This is a genomic window from Flintibacter muris, assembly GCF_943192995.1.
Lineage (GTDB): Bacteria > Bacillota > Clostridia > Oscillospirales > Oscillospiraceae > Lawsonibacter > Lawsonibacter muris.
The window spans coordinates 44853-60475 of the sequence record NZ_CALPCP010000025.1 but is presented as its reverse complement, the minus strand read 5'-3'; the positions used below and the strand labels follow the sequence as shown (position 1 = coordinate 60475).

Below are 15623 nucleotides of genomic sequence, written 5' to 3'. Positions count from 1 at the left end.
TCTGATGACGCCAGGTGCAAACTCAGAAAACTATACCCTATCATCTTCTAATTCCTAACTTGGTAGAGTACTAGGTAATTATACCAAAACGCTTCCTCCCGCCAAAATGTAAGTGGCAATGTACTTTACAGGTCTTCGCCTTCACTATCGCACAGGGCCCATTGGTATTTATCCACATCCCAAAAGAGAGTCTGGGAACACTCCCTCCATGCAAGTCTTTTTCCCGTAAAAAATAGCGTTATTCCCTGTAATGACGATTCATCTATGTCAACAATCTTGGTTCCGTCAGTTATAGTACCCGTCGTACTAATTTCTGGACCCAACAAAGTAATAGTATTTTCCTCGATTTTTCCAGATATATATTGCGATTCATATAGATCTGTAATAAATTCGGCAGTATTTAATCTTTCTACCATTGTCGGTTTAGATACCATGTCATTATCTTCACAAATATCAAACACATAAACACTAGCAGCACCAAGATTACTTGTAGCTGAGTTTATTTCGAGGATAATGGCATCTTTTCTCTCTGAAAATAGTTTCCCAGCATTAAACGTGTATCCACCATCTGTTGGTATAATCCTCGTAAAAACATCGCCAGTACCAAGTTTAACACACAGCGAAACAACACCCAGATTCAAATCACCCCAGCGATAAATAACAATACTACATTCATCATCATTACCGCCGTAATTGTCCAAATTCAACTCCTTGATTAAAGATATATGTGTCTGGGATGGAACTGCCCAATCAGGAATTTGAGCGATACTATTCGAATTTTCGATAGAAACAGCCGCACTAGACAATGGTTGGTCTGTAATATAATTATTGTCCATAGATGAACCACATGCACAAAGAATTAGTATCCATGCCACGGCAATGAACACAGTGGAAAGGCCTTGTAAAAAACTTCTCATATTGATTTTTTCCATTAAACCGAATGTTTTCATAACAACAATCCTCCTATTACTTATGTAAAATAGAAAATGGTTAAAAACCCTCAAACTAAAAGACGTAAATTTTATAAAAGTGCAACACTTTTTTGTGCTACTAATTATTGCATTGCAAAGCAAAGGCCAAGTGTCACAAATAGCAGGGTCAGATTGGAAAGTTTACTATTTAGTAAGAAATACATCCCTGGATATTAAGAAGAAATTTAAAGGCTTACAAACAAATGTCAAGCCCCAAAAAGAATTTAGGGAGGTATTATAATGAAACGAGATATGATGGAGACAATAACAAATATTTGTTCGACTTTTTGTGGGCAAGCGGATAACATTATGTATGCGCTAATTCTATTAGTAATAATCGATTATATCACAGGAATTTGTGCCGCTATTCATGCAAAAAGTCTAGCAAGCAGCGTGGGTGCGACTGGGATTGCCAAAAAAGTAGCTATTTTTTTGGTAATCTCCGTCAGTCATATAGTAGATCAATATTTGATAAATCAAGAAAATGTTCTAAGAACAGTGACAATTATGTTTTATATTTCAAATGAAGGACTTAGTATCATTGAAAATATCGGAAGAATGGGGGTGCCGCTTCCGAAGGAAATAACTGATTTCTTGCGGCATCTAAAAGATTTTAAAGATGCATATAAAAAAGATTTATAAGTCATACATCTTTTTCAGCTTCTTCAGTGCACGGAGTTTGATTTGGTTGATATTCTGTTTACTTTTATTAAATTTTTGAGCAATGTCTGCAGAGGTATATCCATAAAAATATATAAGAGCCTGTTTAAAAACTTTTGACAAAAATGGCGGAGTGGGAGATAATAGGAAAAAACAAGCGGGAGCTGGGGAAAATGCATCAATACCCAAGTGATATCAGCCGGGAAGAATATAATCTGATCCGGGAGGATTTGGAAGGGGCAAAGAAAACAACCCGGCCCCGACAATATGATTTGTATGATGTGTTTCGTGCAGTGCTGTACGTAATCCAGGGTGGAATACAATGGCGGATGCTGCCCAGTGATTATCCCAAATGGCAGAGTGTGTATTACCATTTCCGTGTTTGGTCGGAGAAGGACGAAACGGGGGTCAGCATTCTGGACAAAGTGCTGCAAAAACTGGTGAAACAGATACGGAACGAAGACTTAAGGCGAGATAAGACTACGTTTGGAATTGTTGATGCACAGAGTGTACAGAATGCGGATACAGCGGAAGAAAAGGGTTATGACGCGGGGAAAAAGTATCAGGAATCAAACGTCACGTTATAGTTGATACGATGGGATTGCCCCATGCCATAGCCGTAACAACCGCCGATGTGACTGACCGGGATGGAGCCATTCAGATGATTCTCCTTAACTTGGACAATCTTTCTCATGTGGAGAAGTTTCTGGTGGACGCGGGTTATTCCGGCGAACGATTCGCAAATCAGGTGAAAGATATTTGCGGCGCACAGGTTGAGGTAGTAAAACGCAGCGAATTACACAAGTTTGTCGTTCTGCCACGCCGCTGGGTGGTAGAGCGTCTTTTCGGCTGGCTCGACAAATTCCGCAGACTTTGGAAAAATTGTGAACGCAACCTTTTTATTTCTGCTCAGATTCTCACGTTTGCCCTCATTGCCATCCTCATTAGAAGATTTTAAACAGGCTCTAAGTGAGTCGTCTCCATCACACTGGGGGCCATGTAGCGGTACTGAATACCCTCGTAGGAGAGAATCGCCGGAGTGAGATTGCGGCGTAAATCCATCTGCTTCAGCCGCTCCACGTTCAGCTTTGCGATGGAGTCGTTACACTTCCAGAGGACCTGCAAGTCCTTGGGAGACATGCTCTGAAGGACAGTCTTCAGCCGCTCCGTCTGCTCCAGAAACTGAGGCAGGCCGTCCACAACAAAGCTGTCTGTGTCCACTACCATTTTCTTCGCCGGGGCGATGATGATGCGCATAGAGCCCCTCCTTTCAGATTTGGAAAAGCATCTCTGTCAGCCGCCTTGCCGCTGTGTCCAGGCCTTCCATTCCCACGCATCGGCTGGGTTTGGAATTGATAATCTGCTCCAATAGGGGCTGACTTTGGCTGCTTTTATCCAGAGCCAGCTCCGCGGCCATCACGTCCTCCCAGGCGCGGTTCAAAAAGGCCACCTCCCGGCGGCCATGGGTCCTGGTGAACAGAGGCAGTTCTGAACAGCACAGCTTCTTCGTCTCTTCTGCGGGAAAACCGGCGACGGATAAACTGAGCCGCAAACCGTCCAGGAAAACGTCCGGCAGGCGCTCCCATTCCAGGCGATTGAGATCATACAACACAAATGTGTATCGCGTATGGCAGTGGACCGCCAGCAGACTGAGCCTGCCCCGCAGCGGAATGACGTGGAGATCCCAGCAGAAGCGGTGGTCTGATTCCTGGCCGTACACTCAGGATTATGTCGGTTGCAGCAAAACATTTTGGACATGGCCGATTTATAGCCTCCGGCGGAGCAGTGCCACTTCCGCTCTTCACCAAGCTTCCTACATCCTGCATGACACTACAGGCGCACGCCGGAGTATTAGAGTTTTGATTACCTGTCACACCGGGGTTAGCAGGAACTCCCCCTGTCCAATTAAGCATAGAGTTCAGATTTCTTTCAAAATCCGCCTTGTTTTATTGCATATTTCTACGCAGATTGTCAAGGAACAAAGCGCGCCTTCCTCAATGGTGAGGGTAGTGAAACACATATGACATCATGCTGTCTGTCCTCTATGCCCTTCTGGAGGGGCTGTCTCAGGAGATGGGCATTGGCCGTTGTAGACAACTGCGGCAGTGGCAGCTCCTGCTGCCACTGCCTGCGCAACTACTACAACCAGAAAATCCGCGACAACCTGGACCGTAAAAAGGCCGCCGAGGCGGCGGCCCCTGCACATCACCTGTAAAGGCCGGACCCTGGCCAGTCCGTTTGTCAGGTTTTCTGGTCAATCCCGGGGTCTTCGGTAGAACTTGCCCACCACCCGCTCAGTGCGCAGGACGTTGACAAAGGCCTTGGGGTCGGAATGGCGAATCTTTCGGGCCAGGGAGCGGACCTCACCGTCGTTCACCACAGAGTAGATCATTACGCAGGGAGCGCCGTTATACAGCCCCACCCCTTCAATAAGGGTGGCGGTGTGGTTGGTCTCCTGAATCTGGGCGCACACACCTCCAGCGCTCTCCCTTCCGGTGACAATCAGCAGGGTGGCCCGCCGCCCGTCCGGGTCCAGCATCTTGATAACCTGGGTACAGGCGTACTGATACAGCATGGAGTACAGCGCCCGATCCCAGCCAAACAGGTAGCCGGCGATGGCCAGCAGCACCACGTTGCCGCAGAAGATATAGCTCCAGGCGTCCACATTCTTCCGCTCTGAAAGGGCAATGGCAATAAAGTCGGTGCCGCCGCTGGTCACCCGCACCCAAAGGCACAGACAGCCGGCAAAGCCGCTTATCATCCCGCCAAAGATGCTGATGAGCAGGATGTCCTCAGTGATATCCAGTGCGGGCACCAGGTCGGTGAAGATACTGGTGAGCACAATGGTCAAGCAGGAGTACAGGGTAAACCGCTTGCCCACCAGCTTGAAGCTGATAAAGGCGGGGATGGCGTTAAGCGTCAGGTTAATGGGGCCGAAGGGCAGCTCCACCCCAGCAAATTCCAGGGCACACCGCTGGATCAGGCGGGTTACGCCGGTAAAACCGCCGGGGAACAAATCACCCGCCGCCACAAAGCTGTTCAGATTGACGGCCACAATGAGGGAGGACAGGGTTATCACCAGCACCCGAATGACAAACTCCTTCAGGCCGGTCTTCTGGGTCATTGTTGTCATAATCGCTCCTTTTTATTTCGCCTCAGCCAGGACATCCGCATTCTTCATAAAGTACTCCACCCCGGAATAGATGGTGGTCAGTACAATCACCGCCGTACAGATCTGGTTGACAATAAAGGGCAGGGGCAGCAGCATCAGGATGATACATACCATTGTAGCGGCGGTTTTCACCTTGCCCGACCATCCGGCGGCGATAACCCGGCCCTTGTCCGCCGCCACCATCCGCAGTCCGGACACGCCAAACTCCCGGACAATGACAATAAGCAGCGCCCATGCGGGCATCTGGCCCACCTCCACAAACCACAGCATAGCGGCTGTAACCAGGCACTTATCGGCCAAGGGGTCCATAAACTTGCCAAAGTCGGTAATCTGGTTGTAGTGCCGGGCAATGTAGCCGTCCAGAGTGTCGGTTATGCTGGCGGCGGCGAAGATGGCCAGTGCCCAATAGTTGGCGTGGGGCACATCCAGATACAGCACCAGCAGAAAGGCGGGAATCATCACAACCCGCAGGATGGTAAGCTTATTGGCGGTATTCATAGTATTACCTCATTCCTCAATCTCACCTGTCAGGTCCCCATCGGCGACCCCGGTAATCCGCACGTTGACAAATTCCCCCGCTGGGACCGGCCCGGCGGCGGTGAACAGCACCCTGCCGTCAATATCCACCGAGTCGGCGTAAGTACGGCCTGTGAAGCAGCCCTCGGTGGAGTCAAAGCCCTCGCACAGGACCTCCATCACCGTGCCCAGCCGCTCCTCGTTGCAGGCATCCATAATTTGGGACTGCAAATCCACCACCAGCTCCACCCGGCGGGCGGCGGTGTCCGGGTCCACCTGGTCCTCCATGGCGGCGGCCAGGGTGCCCTCCTCCGGCGAGAACTGAAATACACCCACCCGCTGGAGCCTCTGCTCCCACAGAAAATCGCACAGCTCCTCAAACTCCTCCTCCCCCTCTCCGGGCAGGCCGCAGATCAGGGAGGTGCGCAGCACCACGTCGGGCATGGCTCTGCGCAGTTTCGCGAACAGCTCTCTCAGCTCCGCCTTGGTGTTCCGGCGGCGCATGCGGGCCAGAATGGCGTCGTTACAGTGCTGGATGGGGATATCCAGATAGTGGAGGATCTTGGGCTGGGTGGCAATAGTCTCAATCAGTTCGTCGGTAATGGCCTCCGGGTAGAGGTAGTGCAGGCGTATCCAGTGAAAATCCAAGCGGCAAAGCCCCCTCAGCAGTCCGGCTAAGGAATCCCCGTTTTCCCCCAGGTCCAGGCCGTAGCGGGTGATATCCTGGGCGATTACAATGAGCTCCTTCACCCCGGAGGCAGCCAGCCTCCGGGCCTCGTCCAGCACGGCCTCCACAGAGCGACTGCGGTATTTCCCCCGCAATTTAGGGATAATGCAGAAGGCACAGCCGTTGCTGCACCCCTCGGCGATTTTCAGGTATGCGGTGTAGGGGGGCGTGGATACCAGCCGCTCCCCGTCCTCATAGGTACGGTGGATGTCAGCAAAATATTCCGGTCTTTTCCCCTCCATCAGCTCCTCCACAGCGGACACCACATCAGTGTAGCTTCCCGTGCCCAGCATGCCATCCGCCTCAGGCAGTTCAGCTCGGATGCCGTCGGGGTAGCGCTGGGTAAGGCACCCCGCTACCAGCAGCTTTTTCAGCTGACCCGCCTTCTTCAGCTCCCCCAGCTGGATGATGTTGTCAATGGCCTCACTCTTGGCTGACTCAATAAATCCGCAGGTATTCAGCACGGCCACGTCCGCCCCCTCCGGCTCTCCGGTGACCACATGCCCCGCCTTACGGCACAGGGCCATCATCTGTTCAGTATTCACCAGATTCTTGGCGCAGCCCAGAGAGATAAATGCAATTTTGTATGGCATGGTATCGCTCCCGTTACAGTTAAATTGTCTACGAATCTTCCGTTCTAAGAATGGCTAAGATCGAGGCGCATACTTCATCAAAGTGATAATCAACATCCAAATTTGTAAACCGAATCACACGTATCCCAGCCTGATTCAATGTCTGTGTGCGCCATTCATCATTTTCCCGGTTTTCTGGTTCAAAATGCTGCCTTCCATCTACCTCGATCACTAAGCTTCTGGTTGGGCAGTAAAAATCCGCAATTAATGGTCAAGGGGCTTTTGCCTTACAAATCTTGGCGACAAATCCCGCAAAAAATTGTACCAGAGTTTTCGTTCCTGAGATGTCATCTTTCTCCGCAAATCAGCCGCTATGGGTTTCAAATATCTTTGATACTGAACCATTTTTCCACCTGCCGTCCAAAAAGCTCTCTCGCCCTCCGCAGAGCAAGCCTCCCTTCGCAAAGGGAGGTGGCATCCGCACAGCGGATGACGAAGGGTTTTCCCTTATCGTAATGTAGCTGTTTCTGTTAGGAGAAAACCCCCACCCGGCTTCGCCGGGAGCCCCCTTTGCGAAGGGGGCCTTTGGAGCTAGTCCCATACCTCCATCCCGTACCGCCGCAGGGCCTCGTTGATTTCGGGCCAGCGGAAGCCCCGGCGGGCCAGGGCGTCGGAGGCCCGCTTGATATCCTTCGGGTCGTGGCTGCCTTTCAGCTTCTTTTCCAAAAAGGCATCAATGGCTTGTGAGTTGTCCTCGATCTGAGCCATAGCCTCCTCCCACAGCTCCCGGGGGATACCCCGGCGGTAGAGCTCATCCCGCAGCTTGCGTTCCCCAAAGCCCTTGGCGGCATAGTGACGCACAATCCGTCTGGCGTACTCCCGCTCGTCGAGATAGCCCAGCTCCTCCATCCGGTCGCAGATGGCGGAGGCCTCCTCCTCAGAGGCCTCCCATTCCAGCAGCTTGCGCACCAGCTCCTTTCGGGACTGGGGCTTTCGCATCAGCAGCTCAATGGCTCTGGTTTTCAGCCCGCTTCGGCGGGCGGCATCCTGAAGCTGGGCCGCCTCCTCTTCTGACAGCTCCTTACCGGTATAAAGGGCAAAGCTGACCACCTCGCCCTCGCCCACGCGGAGGATGGAACCGTCTTCCAGCACTGCCAGCCAGCGGCCCTCCACACGTCTGGAGGGCTTTAATTCCTGGATAACCATTACGCCTCGTCCGCCGGAGCGCCGTCGTCAAAGTCGTCAGCGGACACGTCCACCGCGCGACCCGCCGCCTTGGCCGCCGCCTGGGACTGCTTGCTCATCAGCTTGAAGGCGTTGGCCCGGACCTGCTCTTCCACGTCGGCGGCAATCTCCGGGTTGTCCTTCAAAAACTGCTTGGCGGCGTCCCGGCCCTGGCCAATGCGGGTCTCGCCCATGGAGAACCAAGAGCCCGACTTCTGGATAATGTCCAGCTTGGCGGCCAGGTCCACCATCTCGCCCCATTTGGAGATTCCCTCGCCATAGAGGATGTCAAACTCCGCCTCACGGAAGGGGGGTGCCACCTTATTCTTCACGATTTTGGCCCGGGTACGGTTGCCGATAATCTCTCCGCTCTCCTTGATGGCCTCGATGCGGCGCACGTCGATGCGGACGGAGGAGTAAAACTTCAGCGCCCTGCCGCCGGTGGTGACCTCCGGGTTGCCGTACATCACGCCCACCTTTTCCCGCAGCTGGTTGATGAAGATGACAATGCAGTTGGTCTTGGCAATGGAACCGGCCAGCTTGCGCAGGGCCTGGCTCATCAGCCGGGCCAGCAGGCCCACATGGCTGTCCCCCATGTCGCCCTCAATTTCCGCCCGGGGGGTGAGGGCAGCCACCGAGTCCACCACCACCACGTCGATAGCGCCAGAGCGGACCAGGGCCTCACAGATCTCCAGCCCCTGCTCGCCGGTGTCGGGCTGGGAGATCAACATGGAGTCGATATCCACACCTAGGGCTCGGGCGTAGGAGGGGTCCAGGGCGTGCTCGGCGTCGATAAAGGCCACCTCGCCCCCCCGCTTCTGGGCCTCAGCCACGATATGCAGGGCCAGGGTGGTCTTGCCCGAGGACTCAGGGCCGTAGACCTCGATAATCCGGCCCTTGGGCACGCCGCCAATGCCCAGGGCAATGTCCAAGGACAGAGAGCCGGTGGGGATGGAGTCCACCACCACGCCGGTGTTCTCCCCCAGGCGCATAACGGTGCCTTTTCCGTAGGTCTTGTCCAACTGGGCCAGGCAGGTCTCCAGTGCCTTCTTCTTATCTGCAGCCGGGGCGGCCGACTCGATCATGGGTTTTTTCTGTGCCATGTCAATCATCCTTTCCCGCCGGAAGCTCGGGGCCCCGGCCTCTTACTGTCCCGTATATTACTCTTTTAGCTGTCCTATAAAACGGACTTTTACCTCATCCGCCCCCCTTCGGGGGCACCTTCCCCTTTAGGGGAAGGTGGCGCGGCCCAACGGGCCGTGACGGATGAGGCGGGCGGCCACAGGCCACCCCTACTCCTCCACCCACTCCTGCCAGCTCTTCATCCAGGGGATGCCGTCCCACAGCCTGCCGGTGCGGATGAAGTACTCAATGGCGGTCATTACCGCCCCTTTATCAGAGGTGGTATACTCCCGGCAGATCACGGACTGGCCGTCGGAGCACTCGATGTCGGTCTCCTCGTCTGAGTCCAAGTACTCCGGGTCAAAGGTGGAGAACCAGGCGGCCTCCTCCCCGCTTCCCCCGGTGTTATCCCGGACAAACTGGAGGGCGTACAGGCCTCCGCCGCTCTCCAGCTGCATAAAGTTCTGCTCAAAGCTGGTGTCGTTGGTAAGAAAAATATTCTCCCACTTGCCATCCCGCAGATTTTTCTTCAGCCGGCTCAGGCTGTTGGATGTAATCTCCTTTGGCTCGCCCGGCCAGCGCACATAATATTGTATCGCAATCCCCTTGGGCATTTCTGCCGGGACCTCGGCTACAGGGATAAATTCTCTGTGCTCAATGCACTTTCTCACTTCTAAGCCCCCTGCTTTTAGTTGTTAATTGTCCCCTCCACCACCCGGAGGATATTCTGGGTGTCGGGCAGGACCTTGATGTCCTCATAGCCGTTTTTGTCCAAAATGTCCTCCACGGCTCCGGCCTGGCCCATTCCCACCTCAAAGATCAGCGTGCCGCCCAGGCGGAGGGCGGATTTCCACTTGGCAGCAATGGCGTGGTAGTAGTCCAGGCCGTCCAGGCCGCCGTCCAAGGCCATGCGGGGCTCGTAGTCCCGCACGGAGGTATCCAGGCTGGGAATATCCCCGCTGGGAATATAGGGCGGGTTGCACACAATGGTGTCAAAATCCCACAGAGCGGAGCCGGGGACCTCCAGGGCGTTGACCGACAGGCAGGTGACCCGGGCGTTGAGCTCGTTGCGGCGGACGTTCTGCTTGCACACCCGCAGCGCCCCCTCTGACAGCTCCCCCAGCACCACCCGGCACTCCGGGGCGTTGGCGGCGATAGCCAGCCCCACGCAGCCGCTGCCGGCGCACAGGTCCAGCACCCGGGCCCCTTCCCCCGACTCCCTGGCCTTTAAAATACCCCGCTCGGCCAGCAGCTCGGTGTCCAGCCGGGGGATCAGCACATCCCGGGAGATGTCCAGGGACAGGCCGTAGAACTCCCACTCTCCAATAATATAGGCCACCGGCTCACCCGCCAGGCGGCGCTGGACCAGCTCCTCCACCCGCTGCTCCATGGCTCCGCCGACGTACAGCGACATATCCCGGTAAAACTGCTCCCGGCTTTTGTCGGCGGCAAAGCAGATGATCTCCCGGGCCTCCAGCTGGGCCGACTCCACCCCCGCTCTCTTCAGCCGGGCGCGGGTATCCAGGAATAGATTGTTATAGGTGGTGGCCATCAAATCACCTTCCTGTAATTTTTCACTTCTGTTCAGGTGTGCATACGCCTCCCCTTGTGAAGGGAGGGGGACCGCCGCCGCAGGCGGTGGTGGAGGGTTTTCCTCTCTCAAAAGCTTTTGTTTCTTACGGGGAAAACCCCCAGTCACGGCTTCGCCGTGACAGCCCCCTTTGCGAAGGGGGCCTTTAGGTCACCACGCATCCGTCCCTTTCTCCTCTGGCAGCACCAGCTCCAGGGCCCGGATGCCCACCTCGATCATAGAGTCGTCGGGCTCAAAGGTGGTAAAGTTTTGCAGCCACAGGCCGGGGGCGGTCAAAATTTTGGTGACAGGTCCGTCGTGCCGGCCGGCCCAGCGGTTGAACTCATAGCTGACTCCCACAATGACAGGCAGCATGGCCAGATGGGCCAGAAAACGGAGAATCGCGTTGTGAACCGGCCAGACGGCGAAGACCACAGTGGACACAAGGATGGACACGGCGATTACCATAAACAGAAAGCTGGTGCCGCACCGGGGATGGTGCCGGGGCTGGACACGCACATTGTCCACCGTAAGGGGCAGGCCGGCCTCATAGCAGAAGATGGTCTTGTGCTCGGCCCCGTGGTAGGAAAAGACCCGCTTCATCTCCCCCATCCGGGAGCACAGGGCCAGATAGGACACAAAAATGAGCACCTTTAAAGCGCTTTCGGCCAGATTCCGGGCCAGCATGGAGTCGGTCAGCAGGGTAACAGCCGTCCCCAGCAGGGTGGGCAGAAGGAAAAACAGGCCCACGGACATGGCCAGCCCCAGAATTACCGCCAGAGTGGTAATCAGGGCGGCAAACTTTTCGCTGCCCAGCCGGTCGTTGAGCCAGGCCTCAAATTTGGAGGGCTCTTCCTCTTCCTCCCCGTCCTCGGGGAAAAACTCGGCGGAGTACATCAGGGCGGTGACGCCGTTGTACATGGAGTCGGCAAAGTTGACCACTCCCCGGATCAGGGGCCAGCCCAGAATGGGGTATCTGTCCTTGATGAATTTAAGCTCCTTCTCCTGGATTTCCAGCTCACCGTCCGGCTTGCGGACCACTACAGCCTGCTTTTTGGGGCCGCGCATCATAATGCCCTCAATCAGGGCCTGTCCGCCGCACATGGTCTTGAAATTCTGCTGCTTTGGCATTGAGGTTCTCCTTTGTTGATGAAATCGCTGTCTCCCTTGTCAAAAGGGAGATTTCATATTTATTCTACCAGACCCGCCTCTAATTTTCAATGGGCATGCGGATGGTAACCTGAAAACCGCCGCCCTCGGCGTTGCTCACGTCCATATAGCCCTCATGGCGGGTGACAATCTCCTCGCACACGGCCAGACCAATGCCGGAGCCCCGGGCCTTGGAGCTTCCCTTGTAGAATTTGTTTTTCAGGAAGGGGAGTTCCTCCTCAGGGACGCCCGGGCCGTAGTCCCGAATCCGGATGACGGCCACGTCCCCGGACTGCTCCACTGATACGTCAATCTTTTTGCCGGCCCCGCCGTGTTTGGCGGCATTGTCCAGCAGATTGCAGAACACCTGCCGCAGCCGCTCCGGGTCGCCGGAGATGGGGAGCATCTCCTCCGGGCAGTCGAAGTATTCCAGCACAATGCCCTCCTTGCGGAAGAACTCGGTATAGGTATACACGGCGTCCTCCAGTTCCGCCTTCAGGTCCAGGGGCTCCACCGACAGGGTGAAGCGGCCGTCCTCCATGCGGGAGAACTCCAGCAGCTCCTCCACCATATTGCTCAGCCGCTTGGCCTCGGAGACAATGATGCCCATCCCCTTGCGGATGTCTCCGGCAGAGCGGCACTCCCCGTTCTGGATGGTCTCCGCCCAGCCGGTGATAGCCGTCAGCGGGGTGCGCAGCTCGTGGGAGACGGAGGAGATAAACTCGCTCTGGGTCTTCTCCGCCTGGCGTATCTTTCGAGACATGTCGTTGATGGCGTCGGTGAGCTCACCAATCTCGTCGTCATACTTCTTTTCAATCTGCACCCCGTAGCTGCCGTCGGCGATCACCTGGGCAATCTCGGTGATGCCGGCCAGGGGCTCCACAATGGAGCGGACAAAGTACAGGTTGGAGAAGTAGACCATGGCAAAGATGCCCAGGGCAATGGCGGCGATTACCGTGATGGAAAAGGTGAACTGCCGGTCGATTTCAGACAGGGAGGTGACATACCGGATCACGCCTACCACCTCCCCCTGGTAGATCACCGGGCTGGAGGCGGCCAGGATGCGCTCCCCGGTGGAGGGGTCCCGGCCCCGCCAGGACTTGGTGCTCAGCTCGGCCATGGCCTGCTGGATATCCGGAGTCCCCGGCGTACTGCCGGCGGTGAGATCGTTGCCCGACAGGATGACAGCCCCGGTGGTGTCTAAAAATTGCAGTTCCAGACTGCTCTTGTCCTCATAGCTGCTCACTGTCTGCTGGGCCGCCGCCCGGTAGTCTGACCGGGTGTACATCCGAAAGCCGTTGGCGGAGGAGGTAGCCTTGCGCATCAGGTCGTCCGCCGTGCCGGTGTAGTAGTAGCTCACCAGCATGGCAGCAAAGGCCCCCACCGCCAAAGTCAGGATCAGCAGCACAATGGCCACGCTGTTCAGCAGCCACCGCCGCCGGATACCCCTGATTTTTACTTGGTCCTGTACCCTTGTGGTTTTGGCCATTGTGCCTCACCTGCCTTTCAAAAGCCTCCCTTCGCAAAGGGAGGTGGCATCCACGAAGTGGATGACGGAGGGTTTTCTCCCGGCGAAACGTGTCTGTCTTTTTGGGAAAACCTCCAGTCAGCCTGCGGCTGACAGCCCCCCTTGCGAAGGGGGCCTTTTGCTGCAAAGCTGTTCCAAATCCTTTTGCAACGGGGCTTCTCTAGCTCCCCCATTTATACCCGTAACCCCACACGGTGTTGACAAAGGTTGGCTTCTGGGCGTTGTCCTCAATTTTGATGCGCAGGCGGCGGATGTTCACATCCACAATTTTCAGCTCGCCGAAATAATCCTTGCCCCATACGGTGTCCAAAATCTCCTCCCGGGACAGGGCTTTTCCGGGATTTTCCATAAACAGCTTGACAATGGAGTACTCCACCTGGGTGAGCTTGACCCGCTGGCCGTTTTTCTCCAGGGTACGGTTGCGGGTGTTGAGCAGGAAGGGCGGGTCGCTGATCTCATCAGGGGACAGGGTCGTCTCATCCCCGCCGGTACGGCGGAACAGGGCGTCCACCCGGGCGGTGAGTTCGGCGGGGGAAAAGGGCTTTGTGACATAGTCGTCCGCCCCGGTCATCAGGCCGGTGACCTTGTCCATCTCCTGGGTGCGGGCGGTGAGCATGATGATGCCAATCTTGTTGTCCATGGCCCGCAGGCGGCGGCACACCTCAAAGCCGTCAATGCCGGGCAGCATAATGTCCAGCAGGGCCACCTTGATATCCGGATTATCCCGGACAGCCTCCAGGGCCTCTTCGCCGGTGCCCGCCTCCACAGTCTGGTAGCCCGCCCGCTTCAGGTTGATGACCACAAAGCTGCGGATATTTTCCTCGTCCTCCAGGACCAGTACCTTTCGCATATTGCTCCTCCTTCCCCTCCAAAGGCTCCCTCTATGAGGGAGGCTGATTATTCGTTGTACCAGCTTCTTTTAATGGTGTCAAACCGCTCCAGCAGGTCCATCTCGTCCAGGCCGGAGTTCCAGCCGTCCTCATGGAAGCGGGCGGCGTAGGTGACGTTCTCCTCCTCCCGGAGGATGGTCCAGCCCTCCTCCTCCAAATCGGAGGTGCGGCTGCTGGCCATGCGGTAGATGGACAGGAAGGGCACCGGCTCCCGGTCCTCCCCCAGCCAGTGGGAAAAGACCACCTCACGCCGCCCGGTGACCTGGTCGTTGCGGGAGATGGTAATCTGATCCCGCCAGCTCTCCGGGATGGTGAGATACCAGCCGTCGCTCACATTGTGGTAGGTGGTGACCACATGGTTGCGGTTGCCCCGCTCGTCGTACTGGGCCCAGTCGATGAGCCAGAAGTTGCTGGAGGCGCTCTCCTCGTAGCTGGGCAGCTGGTAGGGAGAGGGCAGCTCGGCCACTATGTCGTTGTTGATGTCGGTGGGGTTGATATCGGTGTAGCCCTGGATTATCTCCCGGCTGATCCCCTCGTTTCCCATGGAAATATTGACCAGCGCGCCGTCCCGGTAGGCCACCACATCAATGACCCGCCCCCCCTCGGCCAGGGTGCTGGTGACATAGAGGGCGGGCTGGTTGTGGCTCCCGGCCAGATAGTTGGTGCGGATGCGGCTGAGGGCGTTAATGCCGGCGGACAGCTCGGTAACGCTCAACGAGGTCATGGCTCCGTCCTCCCAGCCATACAGCTCCACCTGGCTGCTGGGAGCCCCTGCGTCCATCCGGGTAACCAGCACCTCGGTGCGGGAGTCCCGGTCCATATCCAGCAGACGGCATCCGCTGGAGCCGTCGGTGGCCACACTGCACCGGGTGAGCAGCCGTTCAGTGCCCATCAGGTCGCTCCGGGTCATGGCCCGGACTGCGGCCAGGGCCTCCTCCTCATCCACATCCCCGCCGGGCAGGTCCACGTCGTCCAGGGTGTACACCCCCAGCTGATAGGCCCCGGTACTGATCTGCCAGTTGACGGCCACCTCCTTGCGGCCCTCGCCGTTGATCTGGGCGTAGTCGATGGCGTAAATGGCGCTTCCCTCGCCCTCCACCACGCCGGTGACCACATATTCCTCTCCAATTTGGTTGAAAATGTAAATTTTAATGGGCTTTTCAATGCCGGGCACCCGGAAAAAGGTGACCGCGCTCTCCCGAACGCCGTCCCCGTCCAGGTCCTGGAGCTGGATGCTGGCAGTGTTGTCCCCCGCCATGATGGTCACATCCTCCACACGGGCGTTAAACTCCGTACCCAGCCCCGTGCGCACTGCCCGGATGGCGGCATTGAGCTGCTCATAGCCTGGAGACTTCTCCGGCTGCCGGTACAGGTCGTCCGGCGAGCGGAACAGACAGCCGCTCAGCAGTGCCAGCGCCAACAGCGCCATGCCCGCCGCGGTCCACCGCTTTTTCACAGCCCTCCGCCCCCTTTCGACGCAAAATCCACCACATACGGGCGGTATCTATCATCATACCACAAA

At 56.2% G+C, this 15623-nt stretch carries 20 protein-coding genes; 3 read left to right on the top strand and 17 right to left on the bottom strand.

The window, feature by feature from the left end:
- Positions 1 to 125: 125 nt before the first annotated feature.
- Positions 126 to 950, bottom strand: coding sequence for a hypothetical protein (locus NFS22_RS16465; RefSeq protein WP_251318794.1), 825 nt, complete (start codon positions 948 to 950; stop codon positions 126 to 128).
- Positions 951 to 1211: 261 nt separating this feature from the next.
- Between NFS22_RS16465 and NFS22_RS16460 the strand changes: the two genes are divergently transcribed.
- Entirely contained in the window at positions 1212 to 1613 is a 402-nt protein-coding gene (locus NFS22_RS16460; protein ID WP_251318793.1) for a phage holin family protein, read from the top strand.
- Here NFS22_RS16460 and NFS22_RS24130 read toward each other — a convergent pair.
- Positions 1608 to 1754 carry a sigma factor-like helix-turn-helix DNA-binding protein gene (locus NFS22_RS24130; protein ID WP_420908881.1) on the bottom strand — a complete coding sequence of 49 codons (147 nt, stop codon included), beginning with the start codon at positions 1752 to 1754 and terminating at the stop codon, positions 1608 to 1610. The two genes, NFS22_RS16460 and NFS22_RS24130, sit on opposite strands and share 6 nt — an antisense overlap.
- 50 nt (positions 1755 to 1804) lie before the next feature.
- Here NFS22_RS24130 and NFS22_RS16455 point away from each other — a divergent pair.
- Positions 1805 to 2589, top strand: a protein-coding gene (locus tag NFS22_RS16455) for an IS5 family transposase (RefSeq protein WP_251318797.1) whose coding sequence is annotated in 2 segments (ribosomal slippage) — positions 1805 to 2192 and positions 2192 to 2589 — 786 coding nt in all. Because the reading frame shifts where the segments join, the coding sequence is not laid out codon by codon here.
- On the opposite strand, the gene yaaA is transcribed toward NFS22_RS16455, so the two are convergent.
- Positions 2586 to 2888: a peroxide stress protein YaaA gene (yaaA, locus tag NFS22_RS16450; RefSeq protein ID WP_251318792.1), complete on the bottom strand. Its 303-nt coding sequence runs from the start codon at positions 2886 to 2888 to the stop codon at positions 2586 to 2588. The genes NFS22_RS16455 and yaaA overlap by 4 nt on opposite strands.
- Before the next feature lie 13 nt (positions 2889 to 2901).
- A complete protein-coding gene (locus tag NFS22_RS16445) occupies positions 2902 to 3351 on the bottom strand; it encodes a DUF6933 domain-containing protein (protein WP_251318791.1) in 450 nt (149 codons plus the stop codon).
- Between the two features lie 360 nt (positions 3352 to 3711).
- Here NFS22_RS16445 and NFS22_RS23770 point away from each other — a divergent pair, with 360 nt between their 5' ends.
- Positions 3712 to 3846: a hypothetical protein gene (locus NFS22_RS23770; RefSeq protein WP_277614836.1), complete on the top strand. Its 135-nt coding sequence runs from the start codon at positions 3712 to 3714 to the stop codon at positions 3844 to 3846.
- Between the two features lie 39 nt (positions 3847 to 3885).
- On the opposite strand, the gene NFS22_RS16440 is transcribed toward NFS22_RS23770, so the two are convergent.
- From NFS22_RS16440 to NFS22_RS16390, 13 genes are all read right to left on the bottom strand, one after another.
- Positions 3886 to 4764 (bottom strand): YitT family protein, encoded by an 879-nt coding sequence (locus tag NFS22_RS16440; protein WP_251318790.1) that lies wholly within the window; start codon positions 4762 to 4764, stop codon positions 3886 to 3888.
- Positions 4765 to 4776: 12 nt separating this feature from the next.
- Entirely contained in the window at positions 4777 to 5301 is a 525-nt protein-coding gene (pgsA, locus tag NFS22_RS16435) for a CDP-diacylglycerol--glycerol-3-phosphate 3-phosphatidyltransferase (RefSeq protein ID WP_251318789.1), read from the bottom strand.
- 9 nt (positions 5302 to 5310) lie between these two features.
- Complete coding sequence (rimO, locus tag NFS22_RS16430) at positions 5311 to 6639, bottom strand: 30S ribosomal protein S12 methylthiotransferase RimO (protein WP_251318788.1); 1329 nt, start codon at positions 6637 to 6639, stop codon at positions 5311 to 5313.
- 28 nt (positions 6640 to 6667) lie between these two features.
- Entirely contained in the window at positions 6668 to 6883 is a 216-nt protein-coding gene (locus NFS22_RS24125; RefSeq protein ID WP_420908880.1) for an endonuclease domain-containing protein, read from the bottom strand.
- Positions 6883 to 7023 carry a DUF559 domain-containing protein gene (locus NFS22_RS24120; RefSeq protein ID WP_420908879.1) on the bottom strand — a complete coding sequence of 47 codons (141 nt, stop codon included), beginning with the start codon at positions 7021 to 7023 and terminating at the stop codon, positions 6883 to 6885. The genes NFS22_RS24125 and NFS22_RS24120 overlap by 1 nt, the downstream gene beginning before the upstream one ends.
- Before the next feature lie 186 nt (positions 7024 to 7209).
- Positions 7210 to 7824 (bottom strand): regulatory protein RecX, encoded by a 615-nt coding sequence (locus tag NFS22_RS16425; protein WP_251318787.1) that lies wholly within the window; start codon positions 7822 to 7824, stop codon positions 7210 to 7212.
- Entirely contained in the window at positions 7824 to 8945 is a 1122-nt protein-coding gene (gene recA / locus NFS22_RS16420) for a recombinase RecA (RefSeq protein WP_251318786.1), read from the bottom strand. Before recA ends, NFS22_RS16425 begins: the two co-directional genes overlap by 1 nt.
- A gap of 189 nt (positions 8946 to 9134) precedes the next feature.
- Positions 9135 to 9635, bottom strand: coding sequence for a hypothetical protein (locus NFS22_RS16415; RefSeq protein WP_251318785.1), 501 nt, complete (start codon positions 9633 to 9635; stop codon positions 9135 to 9137).
- A gap of 17 nt (positions 9636 to 9652) precedes the next feature.
- A complete protein-coding gene (gene prmC / locus NFS22_RS16410; RefSeq protein ID WP_251318784.1) occupies positions 9653 to 10516 on the bottom strand; it encodes a peptide chain release factor N(5)-glutamine methyltransferase in 864 nt (287 codons plus the stop codon).
- A gap of 189 nt (positions 10517 to 10705) precedes the next feature.
- On the bottom strand, positions 10706 to 11665 hold the full coding sequence (locus tag NFS22_RS16405) for a DUF1385 domain-containing protein (RefSeq protein WP_251318783.1): 960 nt from the start codon (positions 11663 to 11665) through the stop codon (positions 10706 to 10708).
- Positions 11666 to 11744: 79 nt separating this feature from the next.
- Positions 11745 to 13172, bottom strand: a complete 1428-nt coding sequence (locus NFS22_RS16400; protein WP_251318782.1) for a sensor histidine kinase — start codon at positions 13170 to 13172, stop codon at positions 11745 to 11747.
- A gap of 199 nt (positions 13173 to 13371) precedes the next feature.
- Entirely contained in the window at positions 13372 to 14061 is a 690-nt protein-coding gene (locus NFS22_RS16395) for a response regulator transcription factor (protein WP_251318781.1), read from the bottom strand.
- Positions 14062 to 14108: 47 nt separating this feature from the next.
- Positions 14109 to 15557 carry a hypothetical protein gene (locus NFS22_RS16390; RefSeq protein WP_251318780.1) on the bottom strand — a complete coding sequence of 483 codons (1449 nt, stop codon included), beginning with the start codon at positions 15555 to 15557 and terminating at the stop codon, positions 14109 to 14111.
- Positions 15558 to 15623: the final 66 nt, after the last annotated feature.

What these genes read in the sequence shown, in the direction of transcription:
- NFS22_RS16440 (WP_251318790.1), bottom strand. Translation starts at nt 4,764, where the DNA reads ATGACAACAATGACCCAGAAGACCGGCCTGAAGGAGTTTGTCATTCGG.
- NFS22_RS16400 (WP_251318782.1), bottom strand. Translation starts at nt 13,172, where the DNA reads ATGGCCAAAACCACAAGGGTACAGGACCAAGTAAAAATCAGGGGTATC.
- NFS22_RS16405 (WP_251318783.1), bottom strand. Translation starts at nt 11,665, where the DNA reads ATGCCAAAGCAGCAGAATTTCAAGACCATGTGCGGCGGACAGGCCCTG.
- recA (WP_251318786.1), bottom strand. Translation starts at nt 8,945, where the DNA reads ATGGCACAGAAAAAACCCATGATCGAGTCGGCCGCCCCGGCTGCAGAT.
- prmC (WP_251318784.1), bottom strand. Translation starts at nt 10,516, where the DNA reads ATGGCCACCACCTATAACAATCTATTCCTGGATACCCGCGCCCGGCTG.
- pgsA (WP_251318789.1), bottom strand. Translation starts at nt 5,301, where the DNA reads ATGAATACCGCCAATAAGCTTACCATCCTGCGGGTTGTGATGATTCCC.
- NFS22_RS16395 (WP_251318781.1), bottom strand. Translation starts at nt 14,061, where the DNA reads ATGCGAAAGGTACTGGTCCTGGAGGACGAGGAAAATATCCGCAGCTTT.
- NFS22_RS16460 (WP_251318793.1), top strand. Translation starts at nt 1,212, where the DNA reads ATGAAACGAGATATGATGGAGACAATAACAAATATTTGTTCGACTTTT.
- NFS22_RS16465 (WP_251318794.1), bottom strand. Translation starts at nt 950, where the DNA reads ATGAAAACATTCGGTTTAATGGAAAAAATCAATATGAGAAGTTTTTTA.
- NFS22_RS16425 (WP_251318787.1), bottom strand. Translation starts at nt 7,824, where the DNA reads ATGGTTATCCAGGAATTAAAGCCCTCCAGACGTGTGGAGGGCCGCTGG.
- rimO (WP_251318788.1), bottom strand. Translation starts at nt 6,639, where the DNA reads ATGCCATACAAAATTGCATTTATCTCTCTGGGCTGCGCCAAGAATCTG.
- yaaA (WP_251318792.1), bottom strand. Translation starts at nt 2,888, where the DNA reads ATGCGCATCATCATCGCCCCGGCGAAGAAAATGGTAGTGGACACAGAC.
- NFS22_RS24120 (WP_420908879.1), bottom strand. Translation starts at nt 7,023, where the DNA reads ATGGTTCAGTATCAAAGATATTTGAAACCCATAGCGGCTGATTTGCGG.